The 23,108-nt window shown below is 66.0% G+C and carries 21 protein-coding genes; 12 read left to right on the top strand and 9 right to left on the bottom strand.

Annotated features, from left to right (window positions below):
* Nucleotides 1-111: 111 nt before the first annotated feature.
* Complete coding sequence (locus tag F9929_RS14665) at nucleotides 112-363, bottom strand: hypothetical protein (RefSeq protein ID WP_152047326.1); 252 nt, start codon at nucleotides 361-363, stop codon at nucleotides 112-114.
* A 163-nt stretch (nucleotides 364-526) separates the two neighbouring features.
* Between F9929_RS14665 and F9929_RS14660 the strand changes: the two genes are divergently transcribed.
* From F9929_RS14660 to F9929_RS14630, 7 genes are all read left to right on the top strand, one after another.
* Nucleotides 527-2,839, top strand: a complete 2,313-nt coding sequence (locus F9929_RS14660) for a Tex family protein (protein WP_152047325.1) — start codon at nucleotides 527-529, stop codon at nucleotides 2,837-2,839.
* Nucleotides 2,840-3,019: 180 nt separating this feature from the next.
* Nucleotides 3,020-3,649: an aldehyde dehydrogenase iron-sulfur subunit PaoA gene (paoA, locus tag F9929_RS14655; protein ID WP_152047324.1), complete on the top strand. Its 630-nt coding sequence runs from the start codon at nucleotides 3,020-3,022 to the stop codon at nucleotides 3,647-3,649.
* Complete coding sequence (locus F9929_RS14650; protein WP_152047323.1) at nucleotides 3,646-4,596, top strand: FAD binding domain-containing protein; 951 nt, start codon at nucleotides 3,646-3,648, stop codon at nucleotides 4,594-4,596. The genes paoA and F9929_RS14650 overlap by 4 nt, the downstream gene beginning before the upstream one ends.
* Nucleotides 4,597-4,600: 4 nt before the next feature.
* Nucleotides 4,601-6,820, top strand: a complete 2,220-nt coding sequence (gene paoC, locus F9929_RS14645; protein WP_152047322.1) for an aldehyde oxidoreductase molybdenum-binding subunit PaoC — start codon at nucleotides 4,601-4,603, stop codon at nucleotides 6,818-6,820.
* A 164-nt stretch (nucleotides 6,821-6,984) separates the two neighbouring features.
* Nucleotides 6,985-8,160, top strand: a complete 1,176-nt coding sequence (locus tag F9929_RS14640; protein WP_152047321.1) for a tlde1 domain-containing protein — start codon at nucleotides 6,985-6,987, stop codon at nucleotides 8,158-8,160.
* Between the two features lie 89 nt (nucleotides 8,161-8,249).
* A complete protein-coding gene (locus F9929_RS14635) occupies nucleotides 8,250-8,501 on the top strand; it encodes a hypothetical protein (protein ID WP_152047320.1) in 252 nt (83 codons plus the stop codon).
* A 195-nt stretch (nucleotides 8,502-8,696) separates the two neighbouring features.
* Complete coding sequence (locus F9929_RS14630) at nucleotides 8,697-11,141, top strand: diguanylate cyclase (RefSeq protein WP_152047319.1); 2,445 nt, start codon at nucleotides 8,697-8,699, stop codon at nucleotides 11,139-11,141.
* Between the two features lie 63 nt (nucleotides 11,142-11,204).
* Here F9929_RS14630 and chvE read toward each other — a convergent pair whose 3' ends face one another.
* From chvE to F9929_RS14610, 4 genes are all read right to left on the bottom strand, one after another.
* On the bottom strand, nucleotides 11,205-12,269 hold the full coding sequence (gene chvE, locus F9929_RS14625) for a multiple monosaccharide ABC transporter substrate-binding protein (RefSeq protein ID WP_152047318.1): 1,065 nt from the start codon (nucleotides 12,267-12,269) through the stop codon (nucleotides 11,205-11,207).
* A gap of 91 nt (nucleotides 12,270-12,360) precedes the next feature.
* Entirely contained in the window at nucleotides 12,361-13,671 is a 1,311-nt protein-coding gene (gene xylA / locus F9929_RS14620; protein WP_152047317.1) for a xylose isomerase, read from the bottom strand.
* A gap of 98 nt (nucleotides 13,672-13,769) precedes the next feature.
* On the bottom strand, nucleotides 13,770-14,810 hold the full coding sequence (locus tag F9929_RS14615) for a LacI family DNA-binding transcriptional regulator (RefSeq protein WP_152047316.1): 1,041 nt from the start codon (nucleotides 14,808-14,810) through the stop codon (nucleotides 13,770-13,772).
* Nucleotides 14,810-15,481, bottom strand: coding sequence for an HAD family hydrolase (locus F9929_RS14610; RefSeq protein ID WP_152047315.1), 672 nt, complete (start codon nucleotides 15,479-15,481; stop codon nucleotides 14,810-14,812). Before F9929_RS14610 ends, F9929_RS14615 begins: the two co-directional genes overlap by 1 nt.
* Nucleotides 15,482-15,643: 162 nt before the next feature.
* Between F9929_RS14610 and F9929_RS14605 the strand changes: the two genes are divergently transcribed.
* Complete coding sequence (locus F9929_RS14605; protein WP_152047314.1) at nucleotides 15,644-16,480, top strand: glutamine amidotransferase-related protein; 837 nt, start codon at nucleotides 15,644-15,646, stop codon at nucleotides 16,478-16,480.
* Here the strand turns inward: F9929_RS14605 and epmA are convergent.
* Nucleotides 16,477-17,529 (bottom strand): EF-P lysine aminoacylase EpmA, encoded by a 1,053-nt coding sequence (gene epmA / locus F9929_RS14600; RefSeq protein ID WP_152047313.1) that lies wholly within the window; start codon nucleotides 17,527-17,529, stop codon nucleotides 16,477-16,479. The two genes, F9929_RS14605 and epmA, sit on opposite strands and share 4 nt — an antisense overlap.
* Before the next feature lie 124 nt (nucleotides 17,530-17,653).
* On the opposite strand from epmA, the gene efp reads away from it, so the two are divergent.
* A complete protein-coding gene (efp, locus tag F9929_RS14595; protein WP_152047312.1) occupies nucleotides 17,654-18,226 on the top strand; it encodes an elongation factor P in 573 nt (190 codons plus the stop codon).
* Nucleotides 18,227-18,275: 49 nt separating this feature from the next.
* Here efp and F9929_RS14590 read toward each other — a convergent pair whose 3' ends face one another.
* On the bottom strand, nucleotides 18,276-18,512 hold the full coding sequence (locus tag F9929_RS14590; protein ID WP_152047311.1) for a hypothetical protein: 237 nt from the start codon (nucleotides 18,510-18,512) through the stop codon (nucleotides 18,276-18,278).
* A gap of 321 nt (nucleotides 18,513-18,833) precedes the next feature.
* Between F9929_RS14590 and F9929_RS14585 the strand changes: the two genes are divergently transcribed.
* Nucleotides 18,834-20,057 carry a sensor domain-containing phosphodiesterase gene (locus F9929_RS14585; RefSeq protein ID WP_193227771.1) on the top strand — a complete coding sequence of 408 codons (1,224 nt, stop codon included), beginning with the start codon at nucleotides 18,834-18,836 and terminating at the stop codon, nucleotides 20,055-20,057.
* A gap of 3 nt (nucleotides 20,058-20,060) precedes the next feature.
* Here the strand turns inward: F9929_RS14585 and F9929_RS24055 are convergent, their stop codons facing one another.
* Nucleotides 20,061-20,228, bottom strand: coding sequence for a hypothetical protein (locus tag F9929_RS24055; protein ID WP_193227770.1), 168 nt, complete (start codon nucleotides 20,226-20,228; stop codon nucleotides 20,061-20,063).
* 150 nt (nucleotides 20,229-20,378) lie between these two features.
* Here F9929_RS24055 and F9929_RS14580 point away from each other — a divergent pair, with 150 nt between their 5' ends.
* The gene (locus tag F9929_RS14580; RefSeq protein WP_152047309.1) at nucleotides 20,379-21,305 is read left to right on the top strand and encodes a transglutaminase family protein; all 927 of its coding nucleotides are present in this window, start codon (nucleotides 20,379-20,381) and stop codon (nucleotides 21,303-21,305) included.
* A gap of 80 nt (nucleotides 21,306-21,385) precedes the next feature.
* Nucleotides 21,386-22,192, top strand: a complete 807-nt coding sequence (locus F9929_RS14575; protein WP_152047308.1) for a transglutaminase-like domain-containing protein — start codon at nucleotides 21,386-21,388, stop codon at nucleotides 22,190-22,192.
* A gap of 4 nt (nucleotides 22,193-22,196) precedes the next feature.
* On the opposite strand, the gene F9929_RS14570 is transcribed toward F9929_RS14575, so the two are convergent.
* Nucleotides 22,197-23,063: a transglutaminase-like domain-containing protein gene (locus F9929_RS14570; protein ID WP_152047307.1), complete on the bottom strand. Its 867-nt coding sequence runs from the start codon at nucleotides 23,061-23,063 to the stop codon at nucleotides 22,197-22,199.
* Between the last annotated feature and the right edge of the window lie 45 nt (nucleotides 23,064-23,108).

The raw sequence follows: 23,108 nt of genomic DNA, 5'->3' as shown, positions 1-23,108 counted from the left end.
TGAAAGATTTAAGGGGAAGTATCGCTCAGTGACTGGAAGCCGGCCGGTTGCATCCCGGCCCGGATTTCACTCGTCCCATGCTTACCGAATGGTGGACGGCGGAAGCCGCGCCTACTTGTTGCCGAGGCGGCGGTTGATCTCGTCATATTCGAGCTGGCGGTTTTTCGCGTCCTGCAAGGCGATGCGCTCGGCTCGCTGCTGCGCCAGGACCTCGCTGTTGTCGGTCAAGCGCGACAGCACCACGAGCGTCGGAGCCAGCGCCAGGGCGAGAGCGACGATGCCGAACTTGACCGGCCTACTCATCTCGCCGTCCGAGGCCTTGTTCACCTTCTTGGGAGCCGGTTTCCCGCCATCGCGCGCCATCTCGTCCTCTCCGTGCGTCTCGGCTTGGTTTGTAGCACCCGCCCTCTTCCGGGAAGGTGTTGGCGATGGTTCCAATTTTAGCGATGCCCCGTTTTCTCCTTTCTTGCGGGGTGCGTGCGACGCGGGTTAAGCGAAAGCCGCCGATCCAAAGGAGACGGGAACCATGGCCGCCCCGCGTCCGACCATCGAGACCATCATCGCCGGCGAGATCGGCGCGCGCGAAGCGCAGGTTCTGGCCGCCGTCGCGCTGCTCGACGGCGGCGCGACGGTTCCCTTCGTCGCCCGGTACCGCAAGGAAGCGACCGGCGGCCTCGACGACGCGCAGTTGCGCACGCTGGAAACGCGTCTCGGGTCCTTGCGCGATCTCGAAGCCCGGCGCGACACGGTGCTGCGCTCGATCCGCGACCAGGGCAAGCTGACCGACGCCCTCGCCCGCCAGATCGAGAGCGCCGGAACGCGCGCCGTCCTCGAAGACCTGTACCTGCCGTTCCGCCCGAAGCGCCGCACGCGCGCGGACGCCGCCCGCGAGAAGGGCCTCGCCCCCTTGGCCGAAACGATCCTTTCCGATCGCTCCGTCGATCCGGGCAAGCTCGCGGCCAAATTCCTGAACGATCAGGTGCCGGACGCGAAAGCCGCGCTGGAAGGCGCGCGCGACATCGTGGCCGAGACCATGAGCGAGACGCCGGCGCTTGTCGGCGCGATCCGCTCCCATCTCGTGTCCCATGCGCGGCTTCGCGCCCGCGTGGTAAAGGGCAAGGAGGAAGCGGGGGCGAAGTTCTCCGATTATTTCGACCACGAGGAGAAATGGGCCTCGGCCCCGAGCCACCGCGTTCTGGCGCTGCTGCGCGCCGCCAAGGAAGGCGTGATCTCGCTCGATGTCGAGGTGGACGCCGCCGACCCCTCCCCCGTGAAGCCCGTCGAGGCGATGATCGCCCGTCAGTTCAACGTGCGGAGCCAGGGCGGCTCGCCGGCCGACGAATGGCTGATGGGCGTCGCGCGCTGGGCGTGGCGTCAGAAGATCCACGGGCATCTTTCCGTCGAGATGATGGGCACGATGAAGGACGGCGCGGACGCGGAAGCCATTCGCGTCTTCTCGCGCAACCTGAAGGACGTGCTTCTCGCCGCGCCCGCCGGGCCGAAGGCGACCATGGGTCTCGATCCCGGCATCCGCACCGGCGTCAAGGTGGCGGTGGTGGACCCGACCGGCCGTCTCGTGGATGTCGCGACGGTTTATCCCTTCCAACCGCGCAACGATCTCGTCGGCGCGGCCGCCACCCTGCGCCGCCTGATCGAGAAGCACGGCGTCGAACTCGTCGCCATCGGCAACGGCACGGCGAGCCGCGAAACGGAGAAGCTCGCGGCCGAGGTGATCGCCGCGCTTCCCGGCGCCAAGCCGACGAAGGTCGTGGTGTCGGAGGCCGGCGCTTCGGTTTATTCCGCTTCAGAGATTGCCTCTCGCGAGCTGCCGGGCGTCGATGTTTCGCTGCGCGGCGCGGCCTCCATCGCGCGGCGCCTTCAGGACCCGCTCGCCGAGATCGTCAAGGTCGATCCCAAGGCCATCGGCGTCGGCCAGTATCAGCACGATGTCGACCAGGGCGCTCTTTCCCGCGCTCTGGAAACGGTGGTGGAGGACGCGGTGAACGCCGTCGGCGTCGACGTCAACACCGCCTCGCCCGCGCTTCTCGCGCATGTTTCCGGCATCGGCCCGACGCTCGCCGAGGCCATCGTCGCCCATCGCGACAAAGAAGGCCCTTTTCGCACGCGCCGCGCCCTTTTGAAGGTTCCGCGCCTCGGGCCCAAAGCCTTCGAGCAATGCGCCGGCTTCCTGCGCATCCAGGGCGGCACCGAACCGCTGGATGCCTCCGCCGTTCACCCGGAAGCCTATCCGGTGGCCAAGAAGATCGTCGCGGCCTCCGGCAAGGAGCTTCGGGCCCTGATGGGTGACGGCACGACGTTGAAGAGCCTCGATCCGAACCGCTTCGTCGGTGAGGGTTTCGGCCTGCCGACGGTGAAGGACATCCTGGCCGAGCTGGAAAAGCCCGGCCGCGATCCCCGCCCCGCCTTCAAGACGGCGACCTTCACCGATGGCGTCCACGAGATTTCCGATCTTCGGCCGGGCATGGTTCTGGAAGGCACGGTGACCAATGTCGCGGCTTTCGGCGCCTTCGTGGATATCGGCGTTCATCAGGACGGCCTCGTCCATGTCTCGCAGCTTGCCGACCGCTTCGTGAAGGACCCGGCCGAGGTGGTGAAGGCGGGGCAGGTCGTGTCGGTGCGCGTGGTCGAGGTCGATGCCAAGCGCAAACGCATCTCGCTGACCATGAAGCGCGAAGGCGGCGCCGACAGCGCACCGCGCTCAGTCGACAGAAGCGCGCCGCGCCAAGGTGCGAGCTTCAAGCCGCGCGAGGAAAAGCCTTCGCCAAAGACCGAGGGTGCCTTCGGCGCGGCGCTGGCGGAAGCCTTCAAGCGCCGCTGAAACCGACCGCCCGAAAACGTGCGTGGCGTGATGCGCGTTCTCGGCGATAGATCGTTATATTCCAAAGGATATTTCGTCTCACGGGTCTTTGTTCGATCGTGAGCCTGAATCCCGCTCCTTGGAATTGTTCTCGTTCCAAAAAGAGCCATGTCCCGCCGACATTCAGGAATGGGCGGAAACATGGACAGACCGGGCTTACTGGAAATGAACCGGCGCGATCTGATGGTTGGCGCTTCCGCGACAGCCGCGATCACGACGGTTCCCGCAGGTGCCTTGGCGCAGGAAGCGGACGCGCCGGTGCGCCAAACGGTGTCGCTCACGGTGAACGGCGAGCGGCGCGAGATGGACCTCGACCTGCGCACGACGCTTCTCGACGCGCTTCGCGAGCATCTGCATCTGATCGGCACCAAGAAAGGCTGCGACCACGGCCAATGCGGCGCCTGCACCGTGATGGCGAACGGGCGGCGCATGAATTCCTGCTTGTCGCTCGCCGTGATGCACGAAGGCGACGACATCACCACCATCGAAGGCCTCGGCACGCCGGACGATCTCCATCCGATGCAGGCCGCCTTCGTGAAACACGATGGCTACCAGTGTGGCTACTGCACGCCGGGCCAGATCTGCTCGGCGGTGGCGGTTCTGGAAGAGGTGAAGGCCGGCATTCCGAGCCATGTCAGCGCCGACCTCACCGCCCGCCAAGAAGCGACACTTGCCGAGTTGCGCGAGCGCATGAGCGGCAATCTCTGCCGTTGCGGTGCTTATTCCAACATTCTCGACGCGATGGGCGAAGTCGCGGGGGTGCCGGCATGAAGACCTTCACCTATGAGCGCGCCAAGTCGCCGGCGGAAGCTGCCGCCGCCGTTTCGCGCAACCGGAACGCCAAGTTCATCGCCGGGGGCACCAATCTCCTCGACCTGATGAAGCTGGAGATCGAGACCCCGCGCCACCTCGTGGACGTCAACGGTCTCGGTCTCGACAAGATCGAGGCGACGGAGGACGGAGGCCTTCGCGTCGGCGCCCTGGTGCGCAACACGGATCTCGCGTCCCACGAGACGGTGCGGCGCGACTACGGCGTCCTGTCGCGCGCGCTTCTGGCCGGCGCGTCGGGCCAGCTTCGCAACCGCGCGACCACCGCCGGCAATCTCCTGCAGCGCACTCGCTGCCCGTATTTCTACGACACCAACATGGCCTGCAACAAACGCAATCCGGGTTCCGGCTGCTCGGCGCTGGAGGGCTATTCGCGCCAGCTCGGCGTCGTCGGCGTCAGCGACGCCTGCATCGCCACCAACCCGTCCGACATGAATGTCGCGCTTCGCGTCCTCGACGGACAAGTGGAAACGGTGAAGCCCGACGGCGCGGCCCGCACTATTCCGATCGAGGACTTCCACCGGCTTCCCGGCGACACCCCGCATATCGAGACGGCGCTGGAGGCGGGCGAGATCGTCACCGCCGTCACGCTGCCGAAACCCGTCGGCGGCAAGCATTTCTACCGCAAGGTCCGCGACCGCGCCTCCTATGCCTTCGCGCTCGTGTCCGTCGCCGCTATCCTTCGGGAAGACGGCTCGGGGCACATCGCCGTCGGCGGCGTCGCGCATAAGCCCTGGCGCGTGGCGGAAGCCGAAGCCGACTTGAAGCGCGGCGCGGGTCCCGTGACGGAGCGCCTGATGGCGGGCGCGCGGCCGACAAAGGACAGCGCCTACAAGATTCCCCTCACCGAGCGCACGCTGAGCGCGGTTCTCAACGAGGCGAGGAGCTGATCCGATGAAGTTCGAGAAACCCGCCACCACCAACCCGATCGATCGCGAAGCCGTGGTCGGCCAGCCGCACGACCGCATCGACGGGCGCTTCAAGACCACCGGCACCGCGCCTTACGCCTATGAGCGCCACGATGTCGGCAACGACGTCGCCTATGGCCATGTGGTCGGATCGAGCATCGCCAAGGGCCGCATCCGCTCCATCGACAGCTCGGCCACCGAGCGGTCTCCCGGCTTTCTGGCTCTCGTCACGCATCGCAATGCCGGCGAGCTCGGCAAGGGCAAGCGCAACTTCGCCCCTCTCCTCGGCGGCCCGGACATCCAACACTACCATCAGGCCGTGGCCTTGGTGGTCGCGCGAACCTTCGAGGAAGCGCGCGCCGCCGCCAACCTTCTGAAGATCGACTACGAGAGGGGCGAGGGTCAGTTCGATCTGGAGCCCTTCGCCGAAACCGCGCCGCCCGTCGAGGGCAATAGCGGCGAAGGAAGCGAAGCGCCGCCGGTGGGCGAATATGGCGACTTCGAGCGCGCCTTCGGTGAGGCGCCAGTGAAGATCGACCAGCGCTACACGACGCCCGACGAAAGCCATTGCATGATCGAGCCGCACGCGTCGATCGCGCGCTGGGAAGGCGATCGGGTGACGCTCTGGACCTCCAACCAGATGGTGGATTGGGGCGTGACCGACTTGGCGGCGACCTTGAAGATCCCGAAGGAGAACGTGCGCTTCGTGTCGCCCTATGTCGGCGGCGGCTTCGGGTCGAAGCTCTTTCTGCGGGCCGACGCGCTTCTGGCGGCCCTCGGCGCGCGGCAAGCCAAACGCCCCGTGAAGGTCGCCTTGACGCGCCCGCTCGTCGCCAACAACACGACGCATCGCCCGGCGACCATCCAGCGCATCCGCATCGGCGCGACGCGCGAGGGCAGGATCACCGCCATCGCGCACGATTCGACCTCCGGCAACGTCAAGGGCGGGCGGCCGGAAACGGCGGTGGCGCAGACCAAGATGCTCTATGCCGGCGCCAATCGGATGACCGCCATGCGGCTCGCCGAACTGGACCTGCCCGAAGGCAACGCCATGCGCGCGCCGGGCGAAGCGCCGGGCATGATGGCGCTGGAGATCGCGGTGGACGAGATGGCCGAGGCGCTCGGCATGGACCCCGTCGCCTTCCGCATTCTCAACGACACGCAGGAGGACCCCGAAAAGCCCGGCCGCAAGTTCTCCCAACGCCAGTTGGTGCGCTGTCTTCAGGACGGTGCGGAGCGCTTCGGCTGGGACCAGCGTGATCCGAAACCCGGCACGAAGCGCGATGGGCGTTGGCTCGTCGGCATGGGCGTCGCGGCGGGCTTTCGCGACAGTCCGGTGATGACCTCCGGCGCGCGCGTGCGGCTCGATGAGCAAGGCGTCGTGACGGTGGAAACCGACATGACCGATATCGGCACGGGCTCCTACACGATCATCGCGCAGACGGCGGCGGAGATGATGGGCGTTCCCTTGTCGAAAGTCGCGGTCGGGCTCGGCGATTCCCGCTTTCCCGTGTCCGCCGGCTCCGGTGGCCAGTGGGGCGCCAACTCTTCCACTGCCGGCGTTTACGCCGCCTGCGCCAAGCTGCGCGAAACGGTCGCGCAGAAGCTCGGCTTCAATTCGGGAGAGGCCGAATTTGCCGATGGCGAAGTGCGCGCCGGCAATCGCGCCGTGAAGCTGGGCGAGGCCGCGAAGGATGGCGACATCACCGTCGAGGACAAGATCGAGTTCGGCGATCTCGACAAGGAAACGCAGCAATCGACCTTTGCCGGGCATTTCGTAGAGGTCGGCGTCGACGCCTTCACCGGCGAAGTGCGTATCCGCCGGATGCTCGCGGTTTGCGACGCCGGGCGCATCCTGAACCCGAAGACGGCTCGCTCCCAGGTGATCGGGGCGATGACCATGGGCGTCGGGGCGGCTTTGACGGAGGAGCTTGCCGTCGACAAGCGCCACGGCTTCTTCGTCAACCACGATCTGGCGTCCTACGAGGTGCCGGTTCATGCCGACATCCCGCATCAGGAAGTCGTGTTCCTCGACGATCCCGATCCTTATTCTTCGCCGATGAAGGCCAAGGGCTGCGGCGAACTCGGGCTTTGCGGCGTCGGCGCGGCCATCGCCAACGCCATCCACAACGCCACCGGGGTCCGGTTGCGGAACTATCCGATGACTCTCGACAAGCTTCTCGACCGCTTGCCGGAAGTCGCCTGAAAAAATCTGAGCGGGCGATTTCGGTCGCCCGCTCGCCTTCGCCTCATTTGCACACCATTCGCTAACCATAAGCTGCGATCCTCAGGACAAGAGGGGCAACCAATCACGCGACTTGAACGTCGCGCGGCGCGGCGTCCCGCTCACTTGCAGGACTTCGCTCGCCCATGACACATATCGGCGCGACGCTCCCATCGGTTGGAGCCACGGACATCGTCGGCTTTTCCTCCCTGCGCTCCAAACCGGCGATCGGCGCAGGGCTAGCCTGCGGGCTGCTGGTCGTGGCGCTTGGCATGGGCGTTCTGCCGATCCCCGCCGCCCGCCGCGCCGCGCCGCCCGTTTCCGCCTCCAACGCGGTGCGCCGCGAAGCGCCGTCGCGAGTGATGACGCCCGAAGCGCCCGTTCCCACCACCGCCCGCCTCGCGCGCCGGGTACCCGTGCCCATCGCGCGACCGCCGGTCGAAACGGCACAGAAGGCCGACCGGATCGACCTGCCGGCCCATCTCCTGGCGGCGGCGCATGTCGGCGATGCGACCGCCTTCGAAAGCCGCAGCGACGCGGGCTTCGCCATGAACGTCTTCGCCAAGGCGCGGCAGGAAGCGCCGCTGGAAGTCGCCGCCGCCTCGGCCCCCGTTCCAAGTCTGCCGGTGCCGGAGCCTGCCATCCGCACGCTCGAAGCCCATAGCGTCGAGGCGCCCTCCATCGCCGCGCCGACAAGCGCCGAGGAAGCGCTGGAAGCCGCGCTCGTGCCCACCCCGAGCGCCCGCCCCTTTTATCGCCGCTCGACGCCCATCCGCTTGTCGGCGCCCGAACGCGTTCTGCCGCCGGCGCAGGCGCTGGCCTATGCGCGGCCGGATGCGGGGCGCGACGACAACGAGAAGTCCGGTCTTTCCGGCGGTCTTTTCTCGTCCGCGCGGCCCGGCAACGGCGTCGCCGTCTACGACATCAGCGCGGCCACCGTCTTCATGCCGAACGGCGAGCGCCTGGAAGCCCATTCGGGCCTCGGTTCCTTGCGCGACGATCCGCGCTTCGTGCATCAGAAGATGCGCGGCGCGACGCCGCCCCATGTCTACGACCTGACTTTACGCGAAAGCCTGTTTCACGGCGTCCAGGCCATCCGCCTCAACCCGGTCGGCGGCGAGCGTCGGATCTTCAACCGCGTCGGCCTCCTCGCCCACACCTACATGCTCGGCAAGCGCGGCGACTCGAACGGCTGCGTGTCGTTCAAGGACTACAACCGCTTCCTCGCCGCCTTCCGGCGCGGCGAAGTGCGGCGTCTCGTCGTGGTCAACCGCATGTCCGACCCGGTTTCCCGCTTGACCTCGCTCTTCCGGCGCGGTTGAGGATCGGGGCCCCCTCTCCAACTCCCCTCGCCTGCCTAGATAGGGTCGGCGACCGCATGACGACGGCACCAAACGAAAGGAGCGATCCCATGATCAGCAACGAGGAAAAAGATCGGATCGCGACCGAGATCGGGAAGCTTTTCGAAGGGCTGGAACTCAACGACGTCGCCAGCATCATGACCATCCAGCTTGCGATGCTGGCCGCTCAGGGCGGCGACAATTTCGATGACGCGATCGAGTTCCTGGACGAGATTCGCGACGATGCGGAAGAGGTCCTCGAGACCATCGACTTCGACAACGCCGAAAGCGGAAACGACGAGGAAACCTCCGGCACCGCCTGATCTCCGCTCGCTCGCGCGAGCTTCCGGCACTCATACGCTTTCTTAGGAGGCATCGCCCTATGGTCGGGCGGTCCTCGCTCTCCCGCCGGCATTCGCGCCGGCGATAACGCTTCTCGAAGCGGATGCGGGGGTCAATGAAATGCGAAGAGGGGCCGGGCATGGGCAGCTCTGCGATGCCGGAAGGTTCGTTTCGGCATGAGTGATACGATCGGCGCGCCTTCTTGGGCTCCGGACCTTCCGTTCCGGCTCCTTGGAGCCGCACGCCTGAAGAAGGCCTTGGAGAACGCGGTTCTGCGATGGATCGTCCTCGCGACGGTTCTCGCCTCCTTTTGCGGCATCTCCGCCCTGACCCTTCTGGAGCTTCGCGACGATGCCTGGAAACAGGCCAATGACGGCGCGCGCAATCTCCTGACGATCCTGTCGCGGGATATCGAAAGCAATCTGCTCACCTACGACGCGACCTTGCGGCGCGTCACGAGTCTCACGACGTCCCCGACCTTCAAGGCCCTGTCGCCGCAGATGCAGCAGGAGATCCTGTTCGAGGGCTCAACCGCCGATCCCTATTTCACCAGCCTTCTCGTTCTCGACCAGAACGGCGATATCCTGCGCGACCGGGACAGCTTTCCGCCGCGCAAGGGCAATCTGGCCGACCGCGATTATTTCCGGGCGGCCCAGCGCGCCTCGGACTCGAAGCTGAATGTCAGCCATCCCTTTCGCCGCCGGGTGACGGGAAGCGACGAAGTCATCGCATTGTCCCACCGTTTGAATGGCCCGGACGGCTCCTTCGCGGGGGTTGTCGTCGGCACGGTGCGGCTCGCGCTCTTTCAGGACCTCTTTGCGGGAACGCGGCTGAAGGAACACGACGCCCTGAACATCTTCTCCACCGACGGCGTGATGATCACGCGCCAACCTTTCGTGGCGGACGCGATGGGCAAGGACTTCTCGGCCACCCCGAACGTGCGGCGCTTCATGGCCGAGGGCAGCGGGTCGTTCACGGGGATCTCGGCGGTCGACGCCGTGCCGCGTCTCTACACGTTCACCCGCGTCGGCGAGTTGCCGCTCATTCTCGACGTCGCCCTGTCGGATCGCGGCATCTTCGCCTTGTGGAACCGCCTCGCGACATGGGTCGGCATCGCTCTCGCGCTTCTCAGTCTCGCGGCGCTCGCCATCGCCTTTTCCATGCGCAGCGAGTTGCGTCGCCGCAAGGCGGCCGAGCGGAGCGTTCGCCAGAGCGAAAAGCGCTTCCGGCTTCTGGCCGACAACGCCACCGATCTGATCATGCGCATCGACGAGAACCTCGTGCGCGAATACGTGTCCCCCGCCAGCCGCGCCCTGGTGGGTCTCGCGCCGGAGGATCTCGTCGGCAAGTCGACGCGCGATCTGATCCACCCGGAGGATTTCCCGACCGTGGCGGGCATCGTCGCGAAGGCCCGGCAGGGGCGGGACGATGCGGAGGCCGTTTATCGCCTGCGACACGCGGCCGGGCACGACGTCTGGGTGGAAGGCCGCTACAGCTATGTCGCGCGGGACCATGTCTTCATCGTCGTCCTCCGGGACGTTTCGCGCCGCAAGGAAGCGGAAGCCAAGCTCGTCGCCGCGCATCGCGAACTGTCCCATCTCGCCAATACGGACGGCCTCACCGGGCTCGCCAACCGCCGGCGGTTCGACGAGGCGCTGGCGCTGGAATGCCGGTCCGACCGCGCGGGGTCTCCCCTTTCGCTCATCCTGATGGATCTCGACCGCTTCAAGCTCTTCAACGATCATTACGGCCATCCGGCCGGCGACGAATGCCTGCGCCGAGTTTGCGAGGCGATCAGGAGCGTGCCGACGGGTGCGGATGCCGTGGCGGCCCGTTACGGTGGGGAGGAGCTGGCGGTCCTGCTGCCGGGAGCGGATGCGGCCGCTGCGACGCAGATCGCCGAGGCCGTGCGTTTGGCGGTGATGGCCCTGAACATCCCCCATAGCGGCAACCCGGCCAATGGCGGGGTCGTGACGGTCAGCATCGGCCATGCCACGATCGAGCTGGGTGAGCAGCGGGTCGGCCGCGGCGCGGCCGCGCAACTCGTGGTAGACGCCGACCGGCTCCTCTACGAGGCCAAGCGCATGGGGCGCAACAGGATCGTGTCCGAGACATCGCTCGTCACGGCGCCCGACCGGCTCGACGACGGGGCCGAGCGTGAACGCGCGGAAGCCGCGAGCACGATCCTGCAGCTTTGCAAGGTGAAGGTGGAAAAGCTCGATGCCATCGCGGCCTCGGCCGCCAAGCTTCTCGACGCACCGATCGGCTTCGTGTCCCTGCTCGGCGAGGAAACGGCGCAGTTGATCGGGCGGCACGGCACGGACATCAACACCCTGCCCCGCAAGATCACCTTCTGCTCCCATACCGTGATGGGACAGGAGCCGCTCGTGGTCGGGGATCTGGCGGCCGACAAGCGCTTCATGAACAACCCGCTGACGCAGGGCGAGTCGGGCCTGCGCTTCTATGCCGGCGCGCCGCTTTTCCATCCGGCGACCGGACAAGCCGTCGGCGCGGTCTGCGTGGTGGATTTCGTGCCTCGCGACGGGCTCGACGAGACCGGGCGCGAGATGTTGGCGAACCTGTCGCAGCTCGTGTCCGCGCAGATCGGGTCGGCTCGGTGACCCGTCGAATGCACTGAGGGCGGCCCCGGAAACCCGGGACCGCCCTTTTCGAAAAAAGTTCGCTTACTTGAGCTGATCGGCCTTGTAGTAGCCGCTGTCGATCAGCACCTGCTGATAGTTGTCCTTGGTCACGAGAACAGGCTTCAACAGATAGGACGGCACGACCTTCACGCCGTTGTTGTAGCTCTTGGTGTCGTTCACCGTGACTTCCTTGCCGGCGGCCATGGCGTCCACCATGTCGACGGTGACCTTGGCGAGATCGCGCGTGTCCTTGAACACGGTGGAGGTCTGCTCGCCCGCGATGATCGACTTGATCGACGGCGCTTCGGCGTCCTGACCCGTGATCACCGGCATCTTCAGATCGCCCGATCCGTAGCCGACGCCCTTCAGCGAGGAGATCACGCCGCGCGCGATGACGTCGTTCGGCGCGAGCACCGCGTCGACATGCTTGCCTGTGTAGAAGGCCGACAGGATGTTATCCATGCGCGACTGGGCGGTCGCCGCATCCCAGCGCAGCGTGCCGACCTTGTCCATGCCGGTCTGGCTGGAAGCGACCACGAGCTTGCCCGAGTCGATATAGGGCTGAAGCACGCTGAGCGCGCCGTTGTAGAAGAAGAAGGCGTTGTTATCGTCCGGCGAACCGCCGAAGAGTTCGATGTTGAACGGACCCTTGCCGTCTTTCAGCCCAAGCGACTGCTCGATGGAGGTGCCCTGGATGACGCCGACCTGGAAGTTGTCGAAGGTGGCGTAGTAGTCGATGTTCGCAGTGTCGCGGATCAGGCGATCGTAGGAGATGACCTTGATCCCCTTGTCGTGCGCCTGGGCGAGGATGTCCGACAGGGTCGTGCCGTCGATCGCGGCGACCACGAGCACCTTGGCGCCCTTGGTAACCATGTTCTCGATCTGCGAGACCTGCGTCGGGATGTCGTCGTCGGCATATTGCAGGTCGGGCGCATAGCCCTTGTCCTGCAACTGCTTGACGATGTTGTTGCCGTCGTCGATCCAGCGCGCCACCGTCTTGTCAGGCATGGCGACGCCGATCGCGGTCTTTTCCTGGGCGAGCGCCGCCGATCCGGCAAGACCGATCGCCAGCGCCGCGCCCGCCATCAGAACCTGATGAAGCTTCATGAACTTAAAACCTCCCATTCGCGCCGGAGCGGAGCCTCCTCGCCCCGCATCCCCGGCCTTGCCCCGTTGCCCGCGCGCGGCGGGCAGGATCTCAAACGTACCGGTTGACGATGCCTTCGAGGAGTTCCTGCCGGCCCGAACGCGGCTGCGGCTGCAGCTTGGTCCCCAGCTCTGCGACCTCCTCGAGGCTCTTCTCTCCGGCGAGAATAGCCTTGTATTCCGGCTTGTCCCAGCCAGCGTAGCGCTCGGCAAGCGGCGCTTCCAGCGCCTTGTCCGCCAGCATCCGCTCGGCGGCGAGAAGCGCCCTCGCGCAGGCATCCATGGACGCCACATGGGCGATCACCAGATCCTGTGGGTCGATCGACTGGCGCCGGATCTTGGCGTCGAAGTTGAGCCCGCCCGTGGTGAAGCCGCCATGCTTCAGCATCTCGTGGAAGACGAGCGTCATCTCCTTCACGTCCATCGCGAACTGGTCCGTGTCCCAGCCGAGAAGATCGTCGCCGCGATTGATGTCGAGCGAGCCGAAGAGGTCGTTCGCATAGGCGAGCTTCACCTCATGGTCGAAGGAATGGCCGGCGAGGATCGCGTGGTTCTGCTCCAGATTGAGCTTCACGTCCTTTTCCAGGCCGTACTTCTGAAGGAAGCCGAACACGGTCGCCGTGTCGAAGTCGTATTGATGCTTCGTCGGCTCCTTGGGCTTCGGCTCGATCAGGATCGGGCCTGTGAAGCCGATCTTGTGCTTGTAGTCCACCAGCATGGACAGGAAGCGGCCGAGCTGGTCCAGCTCGCGCTTCATGTCGGTGTTGAGAAGCGTCTCGTAGCCCTCGCGCCCACCCCAGCAGACGTAGTTCTCGCCCTTCAGGCGATGCGTCACGTCGAGCGCCGCCTTCACCTGGCCGACGGCATAGGCGAAGACTTCCGGGTCCGGATTGGTGGCTGCGCCCGCCATGTAGCGGCGATGCGAGAAGAGATTCGCCGTGCCCCAAAGGAGGCGCACCTTGGCGCTTTCCATCTTGGTCTCGAAGAGATCGGCGATCTCGTTGAGGTTGCGGATGGAATCGCTCAAGGTCGCGCCTTCCGGCGAAACGTCGGCATCGTGGAAGGTGAAGAAGGGCGCGTCCAGAAGTTCGAACAGCTCGAAGGCGACTTCCGCCTTGGCTTTCGCCTGGGCGAGCGGATCGCCCGGCTGCATCCAGGGCCGGATGAAGGTCTCGCCGCCGAAGGGATCGCCGCCCGGCCAGGTGAAGGAATGCCAGTAGCAGATGGCGAAGCGGAGGTGATCTTCCATCCGCCGGCCCATGACGGTCCGGTCCTTGTCGTAGAAGCGGAAGGCGAGCGGGTTGCGGCTTTCTTCGCCTTCGAAGGCGATCCTGGAATCCAGCCCGAAGAACCCGTTCGACATCGTCGTCTCCCCCATGCGATGCGTCATTTCTGAGATACGTACCTCAGACACGATCCCGAACGCAACTCCGTCCGTGAAAGAAAGGTTAAGCGTATCGCTTAGCGAGGCAAATTGTCGTTGAGGATGATCTCGATGCGGATGCGCTCCTGGTCCTCGAAGACTGTGCCCCCTGTCAGGGCCGACATCAGGAGGCGCACCGCCGAGCGCGCTTCGTGGCCGGGGTCCTGAACGATCAGGGCGTCCAGAATGCCAGCCTCCACCAGGGGCCGGGTTTCACTGGTCAATTCATGCGCGACGACGACGGGCCGTGCGTCGAAGCCTGTCAACGCACCGGCAAGGCCGGAAACGCCGGCCCCCGCGCTATAGATCGCGTCGGGCGGGCCGGCTTGCGTGAAAGCTTTTTCCAGCATCTGCCGCATCCGCGCCGCGTCGTCCTGCCCTTCTACGACATCGAGGATCGAAAGCGCGGGGAAACGCCCGGCCAGCGCTTCGCGAAAGCCGTCCAGGCGGTCGCGGTGATCGCGCAAAGTGAGGGAGCCGAGAACCACGAGGACGCGGCGCGCCGCCGGCCCGGAAAAACGGCCGAGAAGCGAGGCCGCGACACGCCCCGCCGCGCGGTTGTCGATCCCGACATAGCGCTGGCGGTTCGATCCCGGCACGTCGGACACGAGCGTCACCACCGGTGTTCCACGCGCGGCGAGCGCGTCGATGCCGGCCGCGACTGCCGGATCGTCCAGCCCCATGACGATGGCGCCGTCCGCGCCTTCACTCGCCGCCAGGATGGTTTCGGCGAGACCCGCGGCGGAAAAACCGTTCGTTTCCACGAGCTGGAGATCGAGACGGCGTTGTCCTTCGTTGCGCGCCGCCTCGGTCAGTTCCTCGGCGAGACGGGCGACGAAGGGATTGGCGCCGCTCGGCAGGATCGCCACGGCGCGAAAGCCGGCCCGCCGGGCGAGCGCTGCGGCGCCCGCATGGCGCACGAAGCCGAGGGTTCGGACGGCCGCTTCGACCCGCTCGACGGTGGAGGCCCGGACGCCCGGACGCCGGTTCACCACGCGGTCGGCGGTGGCAAGGCTTACCCCGGCATGGCGCGCCACGTCGCTGAGCGTCGGGGCCTGACGGTCGCTCTCGTCCCACATCACGAGCCCCCGAGCCCGAGACGGTGCGCCACAGCGGCCCAGTCCCCCGCCAGAAAGTCCGCGCCGGCCTCCACCAGCGCTTCGCCCGCGTCGCCGCGAAGGTGCGCGCCGCCGAGAAAGCCGAAAGCGGCCATGCCGGCGGCTTTCGCGCCGAGGATGCCGAAGCGCGTGTCCTCGATCACGAGGCAGCGCCGAGGGTCGGCACCCATCCTGGCGGCCGCAAGAAGGAAAAGATCGGGTGCGGGCTTGCCGCGCGAAACGTCCTGCGAGGAGAAGATCGCGTCAGGCGCAAACCTCTCGGCAAGCCCGGTCAGTTCGAGGCTGCGCCGGATGCGGAGGTGCTGCGAGGAAGAGGCGACGCAGCGCGGCACGGCAGCGACCCGATCGAGAAAGGGGAAGATACCCGGCATCGCCCGGAGATGGCGCGCGAAGAGCTTCTCCGTTTCCGGCCAAAGGTTGCCGTGGCGGGCGGGATCGAGCATGAGGCCCGTCCGCGTTTCGATGAGAGCGAGGACGTCGGCGAACTTCATGCCGACCGCCGCCCGCGCCAGATCGGCGTCGATCTCGATGCCGCCGTCGCGAAACACCGACAGAAGCGCCTGCCGGGCGAGAAGCTCGGAATCCACGAGCACCCCGTCGCAGTCGAAGACGATCAGATCGAATTGCGTCATTGCCCCTCACGAGCGTCCATTATGGCGGCGGAGGAGCGGGGAAGGCAACGAGGATGCGGGGGCGACGCTCACGAAAGGATCGCCGCAACGTGACGAAGGGGCGCATCTGTCCGAGGCGACGGCACCTTATGTAGCGGCTAACCTTCCCAACCGGTTTCTCCCTTGACCCACCGCTATCTCATCGTCGCCAGCGAAACGCCGGACGAGCGCGAAGCGCGCCGGCAAAGCGTCGGAGCCGCTTCCGACGAGACCTATGCCGACACGCTGCGGGAGTTGGACCCGGACTGTTCTTGCCGGTCGGTCTCCTGTGTCGACGGCACGCCCCTGCCCTCGCCGGCAGAACTGGCGGGCTTCGACGCGGCGTTCTTTTCCGGCTCACCCATCGAGATGGCATCCTCCAGTCCCGAGACCCGGAGCGCAAAGGCCGCCATGCTGGCGGTGCTCGATGCGGGCCTGCCGGTCTTCGGCTCCTGCGCCGGGTTGCAGATCGCGGTGGCAGCCCTTGGCGGGCGCGTGAAGAAGCGCGAGCCGCGCATGGCGGCCGGCTTCACGCGCGGGATCGTGGCGACCGATGCCGGCCGCGACCATCCGATGCTGCGCGAGCGCCCCATCGCCTGGGACGCGCCGGCCATGCATTTCGACGAAACCGCCGAACTGCCGCAGGGGGCGGTGGTTCTGGCTGAGGCGCGCACCACCTTTGTCCAGGCCGTCGAGATGCGGCGCGGCGAAGGCCTGTTCTGGGGCGTCCAGTATCACCCCGAACTGACGCTTCAAGAGATCGCCGCCTCCATCCGCCGGCAAGCGGAGGAGATCGTCGAAACGGGTCTCGTGGAGAACGAAAAGGACGCCGCGACCCATGCGGACCGGATCGAGGCTCTCGGCCGCGAACCCGACCGCAAGGACCTTCTCTGGATGCTCGGCCTCGACCGGGAAGTGACGGAGCCCGAGCGGCGGATGCGCGAGCTATCCAACTTCCTCGGCTTCGTCGCGGGGCGTTAGCCTTCGGGGTCCGCGACCGGCGTCCAGAGAACGTCCTCGATCCGGCGCGCGCCGGTGGCGAGCATGGCGAGCCGGTCGAAGCCAAGGGCGATGCCTGAGGCTTCCGGCATGGCGTGGAGCGCTCGCAGGAAGTCCTCGTCCAGCGGATAGCGCTCGCCATAGACGCGCTCCTTCTCGTCCATCTCCGCTTCGAAGCGCCGCCGCTGCTCGGCCGGGTCGGTGAGTTCGCCAAAGGCGTTGGCGAGTTCGACGCCGCAGAGATAAAGTTCGAAGCGCTCGGCCACCCGCCCGTCGCCGGCCTTCGGCCGCGCGAGCGCCGCTTCGGGAATGGGGTATTCGCAGAGGATCGTCGCGCGCCCTTCCCCGAGATTGGGCTCGATGCGCTCCACCATGACGCGACTGACGAGATCGGCCCATGTGTCGTCGGACGCGGTGCGAAGGCCGGCTTGCGCGAGTGCCGCGTGAAGGCCCTCGCGGTCGGTTTCGCCGGTGGGGAAAACGGTTTGGAGAAGATCGATGCCGGCGAAGCGGTGGAAGGCTTCGGCCACCGACAGGCGCTCAGGCTCGGCAAAGGGGTCGGCTTCGCGGCCCCGGAAGGAGAAACGCTTCGCTCCCGCCCGTTCGGCGGCCAGCGCCACGAGATCGGCGGCGTCCCGCATCAGGCTCTCGTAGGACTCCCCCGCGCGGTACCATTCCAGCATGGTGAATTCGGGATGGTGCAAGGCCCCGCGCTCGCGGTTTCGCCAGACCGGGCCGAGGCTGAAGATGCGCGGTTCGCCGGCCGCCAGAAGCTTCTTGCAGGCAAATTCCGGCGAGGTGTGGAGATGGAACGGGTGGCGGCGGCCGCCTGGAGCGATCATTTCCGTCGAGAAAGCCGACAGATGCGCCTCGTTGCCGGGCGAGACCTGGAGGCAGGCGGTCGTCACCTCCACGAAGTCGCGCGCTTCGAACCAGTCGCGAAAGGCGCGAGCGATGCGGTTGCGGGCGAGAAGGCGCGGACGGCGGTCGGCATGGACATGGGGCGTCCACCAGGGCGAAGCTTGCGTCATGAAACCTTGATGAACTCGCGAAAAGGCGACCGACTGGCGGCGGCGCGCAAGATGCTATAGGGCGTGCCCAACCCAATCGGATGCCGGCGCGCGATGCCGGCCGCTTATCGAAGGTCGCTCGCCCGTGGTCAAAGTTATTGCCAGTTCGCTCCGCAAAGGCAACGTCGTCGAACGCGAGGACGGCAAGCTCTACGTGATCCTGTTCGCCGAGAACATCCATCCCGGCAAGGGCACGCCCGTCACCCAGCTCGACATGCGCCGCATCTCGGACGGCGTGAAGGTTTCCGACCGCTACCGCACCACCGAACAGGTCGAGCGCGCCTTCGTGGAAGACCGCGAGCACACCTTCCTTTATTCCGACGACGAAGGCTTCCACTTCATGAACCCCGAGACCTTCGATCAGGTCGCGGTTCCCCCGGATGTGGTCGGCGACCAGGCCCCGTACCTTCAGGAAGGCATGGCGGTTCAGGTTTCCCAGCACAACGGCGTGCCGCTCACCATCGTCCTGCCGCAGCGCGTCACCTTCGAGGTGGCGGAAACCGAGCCGGTGACGAAGGGCCAGACGGCCTCCTCCTCCTACAAGCCGGCGATCCTGTCCAACGGCGTACGCACCACCGTTCCCCCGCATATCTCGGCCGGAACGCGCATCGTCATCATGACGGAAGACGGCTCCTATGTGGAACGCGCCAAGGACTGACCTTCAAGCTCCGGGGGACGGACTGCTGCCCGGCCCCCGAGCCTGATCGTCAAGGTGCCGTCGGAGATTGTCCGGGGACAGGCGCTGGCGCGAGCTGGTTCGGATTGGGCTCGCCCGTTCCCGTCGCGGCGGGCGCCGATGTGGGAGCCGATGGCGGCGCATAGCCGCCGCTTCTCCACGTGAAGACGAAGATCGCCACGAGCACGCAGACCGCGATCACGAGGATCACCCCGATCGGGGTGAACGTGCCGTGCTTCTCGTTCGTATATTTATCGTTGTCGGACATCGCGCCTTCGGTTCGCTCGGGTTTCAACGATCTGCTCCGTCTATGCGTCATAGCGAGCGGAAGGGAAAGTTGTCCTCGGCCGACATCGGTTCCCCGTTTTCACTGAAAGTCGCCAAAGATGCGTGGCATTTGCACGCATAGGCGACCTCGCATTCCCGGCACCGGCGCGGCCAAAGGCTTGGTCGTCAGTCCCGTCGCTGCCCGAATGGCGTGCCGGCCAGTCGGAAAGGCCAGGTGGCGATCTTTACTTTTTGGAGAAAACCATTCGTTCCTATGAAAGGTCAAACCGGCCAACGATGGGAGTCGCGCCGGTGCGTAGGGATGGACATTCGGAACGTGCGCAAACCGGAGGAGGAAGCGGGGGAGCAATCCGAAATTCTCGGCGATGTCGGCGATATTCTCAGGACGGTAAGAGCCAATCTGGGAATGGATGTCGCCTTTGTCGGCGAGTTCGTCGGATCGCGCCGGATCTTCCGCCATATCGAAAGCGAAGCCGCATCGCCCTTCTCCGCCGGCGAGGGCACGCCGCTGGAAGAAAGCTACTGCCAGCGCATCGTGGACGGCCGCCTTCCCCAATTGATCCGCGACACGAGCCGCGTGCCGGAAACCGCAACCCTTCCCGTCACCGCCGAGCTTCCCATCGGCGCCCATCTCAGCGTTCCGATCCGCTTATCGGACGGCAGCCTTTACGGCACCTTCTGCTGCTTCAGCCACGAGCCTGCACCGTCGCTCGACATGGGCGATCTGCGCATGATGCGCACCTTCGCCGAACTGACCGCCCGGCGCATCGAGCGCACCCGGAAAATGGATCGCAGCCGCACGGAGAAGCGCGAGCGCATCGTCTCCGTGATCGCCTCCGGCAAGCCGTCGATCGTGTTCCAGCCCATCTTCGACCTGGAGCCGATGCGCCCGATCGGGGTGGAAGCGCTGGCACGTTTTTCCATGGAGCCCCGGCGACCTCCAGACGAATGGTTCGCCGAGGCCGCCGAAGTTGGGCTTCAGGTCGATCTGGAACTCCAGGCGATCCGCAACGCGCTCGAAGCCTTCGCCCCTCTTTGGGCCATTCCCGATCTGTCGCTCGGGGTGAACGCATCGCCGGAGACGATCCTCGACAGCCGTTTCCACAAAACCTTCGCCGGCCTTCCGACACGGCGGATCGTGATCGAACTGACCGAGCACGACAAGGTCCGCGACTACGCGCCGCTCGTCGCGGAATTCGCCTGCATGAGGGCGGAAGGCATCCGCATCGCCATCGACGATGTGGGTGCCGGCTATGCCAGCCTGCGCCATGTGCTGGCGATCCGCCCCGACATCATGAAGCTCGATCGCGATATCGTTCGCGACATCCACCTCGACCCGATGAAGCTCGCGCTCGCGACCGCTCTCATGGGTTTTGCCGGACAAGTGGCCTGTCGCGTGGTGGCGGAGGGTGTGGAGAAGCAGGCGGAACTCGATGTCCTGAAACGCCTCGGCATTCCGGCGGCGCAAGGATTCCTGCTCGGCCGACCGATGCCGGCCGAGGCCATCGCCGGGGTAGTGGCCTGAACTTCAGGAGGCCTTCGGATCGCGGTTCTTGACCTCAGCCGCGCTCGCCTGCGGATGCTGCCCCTTCGCCGAGCCCACCACGTCGAGTTCCTCAGGCTTCTTCAGCTCGTCCTGCTGGCCTTGCGCGCTCAACGCGTCGCTGGCCTTCTTCAGCTTGCTTTCGTCCGGCACTGGCGCTGCTCCTCTCGCTCGGCTAGGCCCGAGAAAGCATCGGCGAGGAGACTTTGTTCCCGCGCGGCGGCCCTGCCCCGTAGGAGGCCAAGCGTTCTTCGTCACCAGCTCCTCAACGGCTGACTTCCTTCCGAGCGATCAGACCATTCGATGACAGTCTTTTCCGTGCGTCACACGACCCTTTATCGCTATGCGCGCCCGGTTGCCTTCGGCGAGCATCGCCTGATGTTCCGGCCGCGCGACAGCTACGACCAGCGCTTGATCGAAACCGTCCTCGAGGTGGAGCCGAAGCCCAAAAGCGTTCAATGGCTGCACGACGTCTTCGGCAATTGCGTCGCCGTGGTGCGCCCCGGCGGCAAGTCCAGGGAACTGCGCTTCGAGACCCGCATCCAGGTCGATCATTCCCCGCAGGCCGCGCCCGACTTTCGCGCCGACCGCAAGGCCCTCACCTACCCCTTCGCCTATGGCGAGGACGAGGCCGAGGATCTCGCCCGCCTCATCGCCCGCCATTACCCCGACCCGAAGGACGAGGTCGGCCAATGGGCGCGCCAGTTCGTGGCGAAGGGAAAGCGCACCAATACCGGCTCCCTCCTCATGACGCTCTGCTACGCGATACGCGAAAGCTTTTCCTATTCGCGCCGCCTGGAAGCGGGCACGCAGCCCCCGCTCCAGACCCTCCATACGCGGCGGGGCACGTGCCGCGACTTCGCGTTGTTCATGATGGAGGCGGTGCGCTCGCTCGGCTTCGCGGCACGGTTCGTCACCGGCTATATCTACGTACCCGACCGCGACGGATCGCAGGTGCTGGGCGGCGGCGCCACTCATGCCTGGTGCGAGGTCTTCATTCCGGGCGCGGGCTGGGTGGAGTTCGATCCGACCAACGGCATCGTCGGCAGCCGCGACCTCATCCGCGTGGCCGTGACGCGCGACCCGCGCCAAGCCATCCCCCTGTCGGGCAGCTATTTCGGCGAGGCGTCGGACGATCTCGGCATGGTGGTTCAGGTCAACGTGACGACCCAGGATGTGGCCCCGCTGCTCCTGCCCAAGCAGGCCGAACGCACGTTTGCCGAAGGATAGGGTTCAAAAGGGCTGGATTTCTGAGCAGTAATGCCAAATGATGACATAGAAGGCATTTCGTTCGAGGATTTGGGGCCGCCATGAAGATCCACGCCGGTTTCACCCTTGGATACGAATGCAGCCAGCCGACACCGATGCTGCTGGTTCTCAACGTCCATCCGTCCCGGCGGATCGATCTCCTGTCGGAACAAGTCCTCCGATTCGACCAGCCGGTGGAGGCCTGGGACTATGTCGACGGCTTCGGCAACGCCTGCACGCGCATCGTCGCGCCGCCCGGCCTCATCAACATCTCCACCACCTTCGACATCTACGATTCCGGTCAGCCCGATATCGTCGCCTGGGACGCCGTCCAGCACGAGATCCAGGACTTGCCGGACGAGGTTCTGGTTTATCTCCTTGGCAGCCGCTACTGCGACACCGACAAGCTCGCGACGATCGCGTGGTCTCTGTTCGGCCACACCGCGCCGGGCTGGGGCCGGGTGCAGGCGATCTGCGACTTCACCCACAACCAGATCGCCTTCAACTACCAGAACGCCGATTCCACCCGCTCGGCCTTCGGCGGCTACACGGACAGAACGGGCGTTTGCCGGGATTTCGCGCATCTCGCCATCACACTCTGCCGCTGCATGAACATTCCGGCGCGCTACTGCACCGGCTATCTCGGCGATATCGGCATCCCGCCCGTCCCCTCGCCGATGGATTTCAGCGCGTGGTTCGAAGTCTATCTCAGCGGCCGATGGTATACGTTCGACGCGCGCCACAACTTTCCGCGCATCGGCCGCATCCTGATGGCGACGGGCCGCGACGCCACCGACGTCGCCCTTTCCACGAGCTTCGGCCCCACCATTCTGTCGCGCTTCGAGGTGACGACGTTCGAACTCGCCTGACGCTTCAGTTCGCCCCCGCGTGAGGGGCGGGCTCTTCGGTGGAGATCGCGTCCACGGTGCGGCCGGGCGCTTCGGGCGAGCCGTCGGCATGCTGGATGGTGATGCGGACCGGCCCCGGCTGCATCTCGCCGAAGGGCGAGGCGAAGGCGATCTCGGCGGCATCGCGCCCGACGCCGATGCGCACGAGCCCGTCGAGATTGGCCTGCCGCGTGCCGTCGAAGAGCCACCAGCGCCCGTCGAGATAGGCCTCGAACACGGCATGGAAGTCGCTCGGCTCCAGCCCGTAGGCATAGCAACTCACGAAACGCGCCGGGATGTTGAGCGCGCGGCAGAAGGCGATGCCGAGATGGGCGAAGTCGCGGCAAACGCCGGCCCTGAGAAGCAGGCTCTCGTCCGCCGTGGTTTCGCCGTTCGATGAACCGCGGCGGTATTCGATATTGTCGTAGAGCCAGTTGCAGATCGCGGTGACGCGCGAATGGCCTTGGTCCAGATGCCCGAATTCGCGCTGCGCATAGGCGGCGAGGCGATCGGAGGACACGAAGCGCGAGGGCAGAAGAAAGGGCATGATGTCGAGCGGCAGTTCCGCCACCGGCGTTTCGCGTACCGTCGCCGGATCGGCGCGGTGGACGTCGAGCGTCACTTCCGCCTCGTAGCGGATTTCCAGAGGCCCGGCCTGCGCTTCCAGGCTGAAGTAGCGGTTGCGGATATCGGGAACCGTATAGGTGCGGATCGGGCGAACCGGATCGATCGTCAGCGTCTCGACGAGGTCGATGTGCCGGGCGAGTTTCGCCACCTCCAGGTTGAAGATGAAGACGGTCAGGCTCTTGATCTCATAGGAAAGCTCGCAGCCGAGCTTGTATCGAACGGTCATCGACGATGGTTCCGATTGGTGGGCGGACAGGGAATCGCCCCTCGA

Source organism: Aureimonas psammosilenae, from assembly GCF_009176975.1.
Classification (GTDB): domain Bacteria; phylum Pseudomonadota; class Alphaproteobacteria; order Rhizobiales; family Rhizobiaceae; genus Plantimonas; species Plantimonas psammosilenae.
This window is presented reverse-complemented; position numbering and strand designations above follow the sequence as displayed.

Bases quoted from the DNA above. Each gene is read 5' to 3' on its own strand.
- F9929_RS14665 (WP_152047326.1), bottom strand. From the start codon at position 363: ATGGCGCGCGATGGCGGGAAACCGGCTCCCAAGAAGGTGAACAAGGCC.
- F9929_RS14660 (WP_152047325.1), top strand. From the start codon at position 527: ATGGCCGCCCCGCGTCCGACCATCGAGACCATCATCGCCGGCGAGATC.
- paoA (WP_152047324.1), top strand. From the start codon at position 3,020: ATGGACAGACCGGGCTTACTGGAAATGAACCGGCGCGATCTGATGGTT.
- F9929_RS14650 (WP_152047323.1), top strand. From the start codon at position 3,646: ATGAAGACCTTCACCTATGAGCGCGCCAAGTCGCCGGCGGAAGCTGCC.
- paoC (WP_152047322.1), top strand. From the start codon at position 4,601: ATGAAGTTCGAGAAACCCGCCACCACCAACCCGATCGATCGCGAAGCC.
- F9929_RS14640 (WP_152047321.1), top strand. From the start codon at position 6,985: ATGACACATATCGGCGCGACGCTCCCATCGGTTGGAGCCACGGACATC.
- F9929_RS14635 (WP_152047320.1), top strand. From the start codon at position 8,250: ATGATCAGCAACGAGGAAAAAGATCGGATCGCGACCGAGATCGGGAAG.
- F9929_RS14630 (WP_152047319.1), top strand. From the start codon at position 8,697: ATGAGTGATACGATCGGCGCGCCTTCTTGGGCTCCGGACCTTCCGTTC.
- chvE (WP_152047318.1), bottom strand. From the start codon at position 12,269: ATGAAGCTTCATCAGGTTCTGATGGCGGGCGCGGCGCTGGCGATCGGT.
- xylA (WP_152047317.1), bottom strand. From the start codon at position 13,671: ATGTCGAACGGGTTCTTCGGGCTGGATTCCAGGATCGCCTTCGAAGGC.
- F9929_RS14615 (WP_152047316.1), bottom strand. From the start codon at position 14,810: ATGTGGGACGAGAGCGACCGTCAGGCCCCGACGCTCAGCGACGTGGCG.
- F9929_RS14610 (WP_152047315.1), bottom strand. From the start codon at position 15,481: ATGACGCAATTCGATCTGATCGTCTTCGACTGCGACGGGGTGCTCGTG.
- epmA (WP_152047313.1), bottom strand. From the start codon at position 17,529: ATGACGCAAGCTTCGCCCTGGTGGACGCCCCATGTCCATGCCGACCGC.
- F9929_RS14590 (WP_152047311.1), bottom strand. From the start codon at position 18,512: ATGTCCGACAACGATAAATATACGAACGAGAAGCACGGCACGTTCACC.
- F9929_RS14585 (WP_193227771.1), top strand. From the start codon at position 18,834: ATGGACATTCGGAACGTGCGCAAACCGGAGGAGGAAGCGGGGGAGCAA.
- F9929_RS14580 (WP_152047309.1), top strand. From the start codon at position 20,379: ATGACAGTCTTTTCCGTGCGTCACACGACCCTTTATCGCTATGCGCGC.
- F9929_RS14575 (WP_152047308.1), top strand. From the start codon at position 21,386: ATGAAGATCCACGCCGGTTTCACCCTTGGATACGAATGCAGCCAGCCG.
- F9929_RS14570 (WP_152047307.1), bottom strand. From the start codon at position 23,063: ATGACCGTTCGATACAAGCTCGGCTGCGAGCTTTCCTATGAGATCAAG.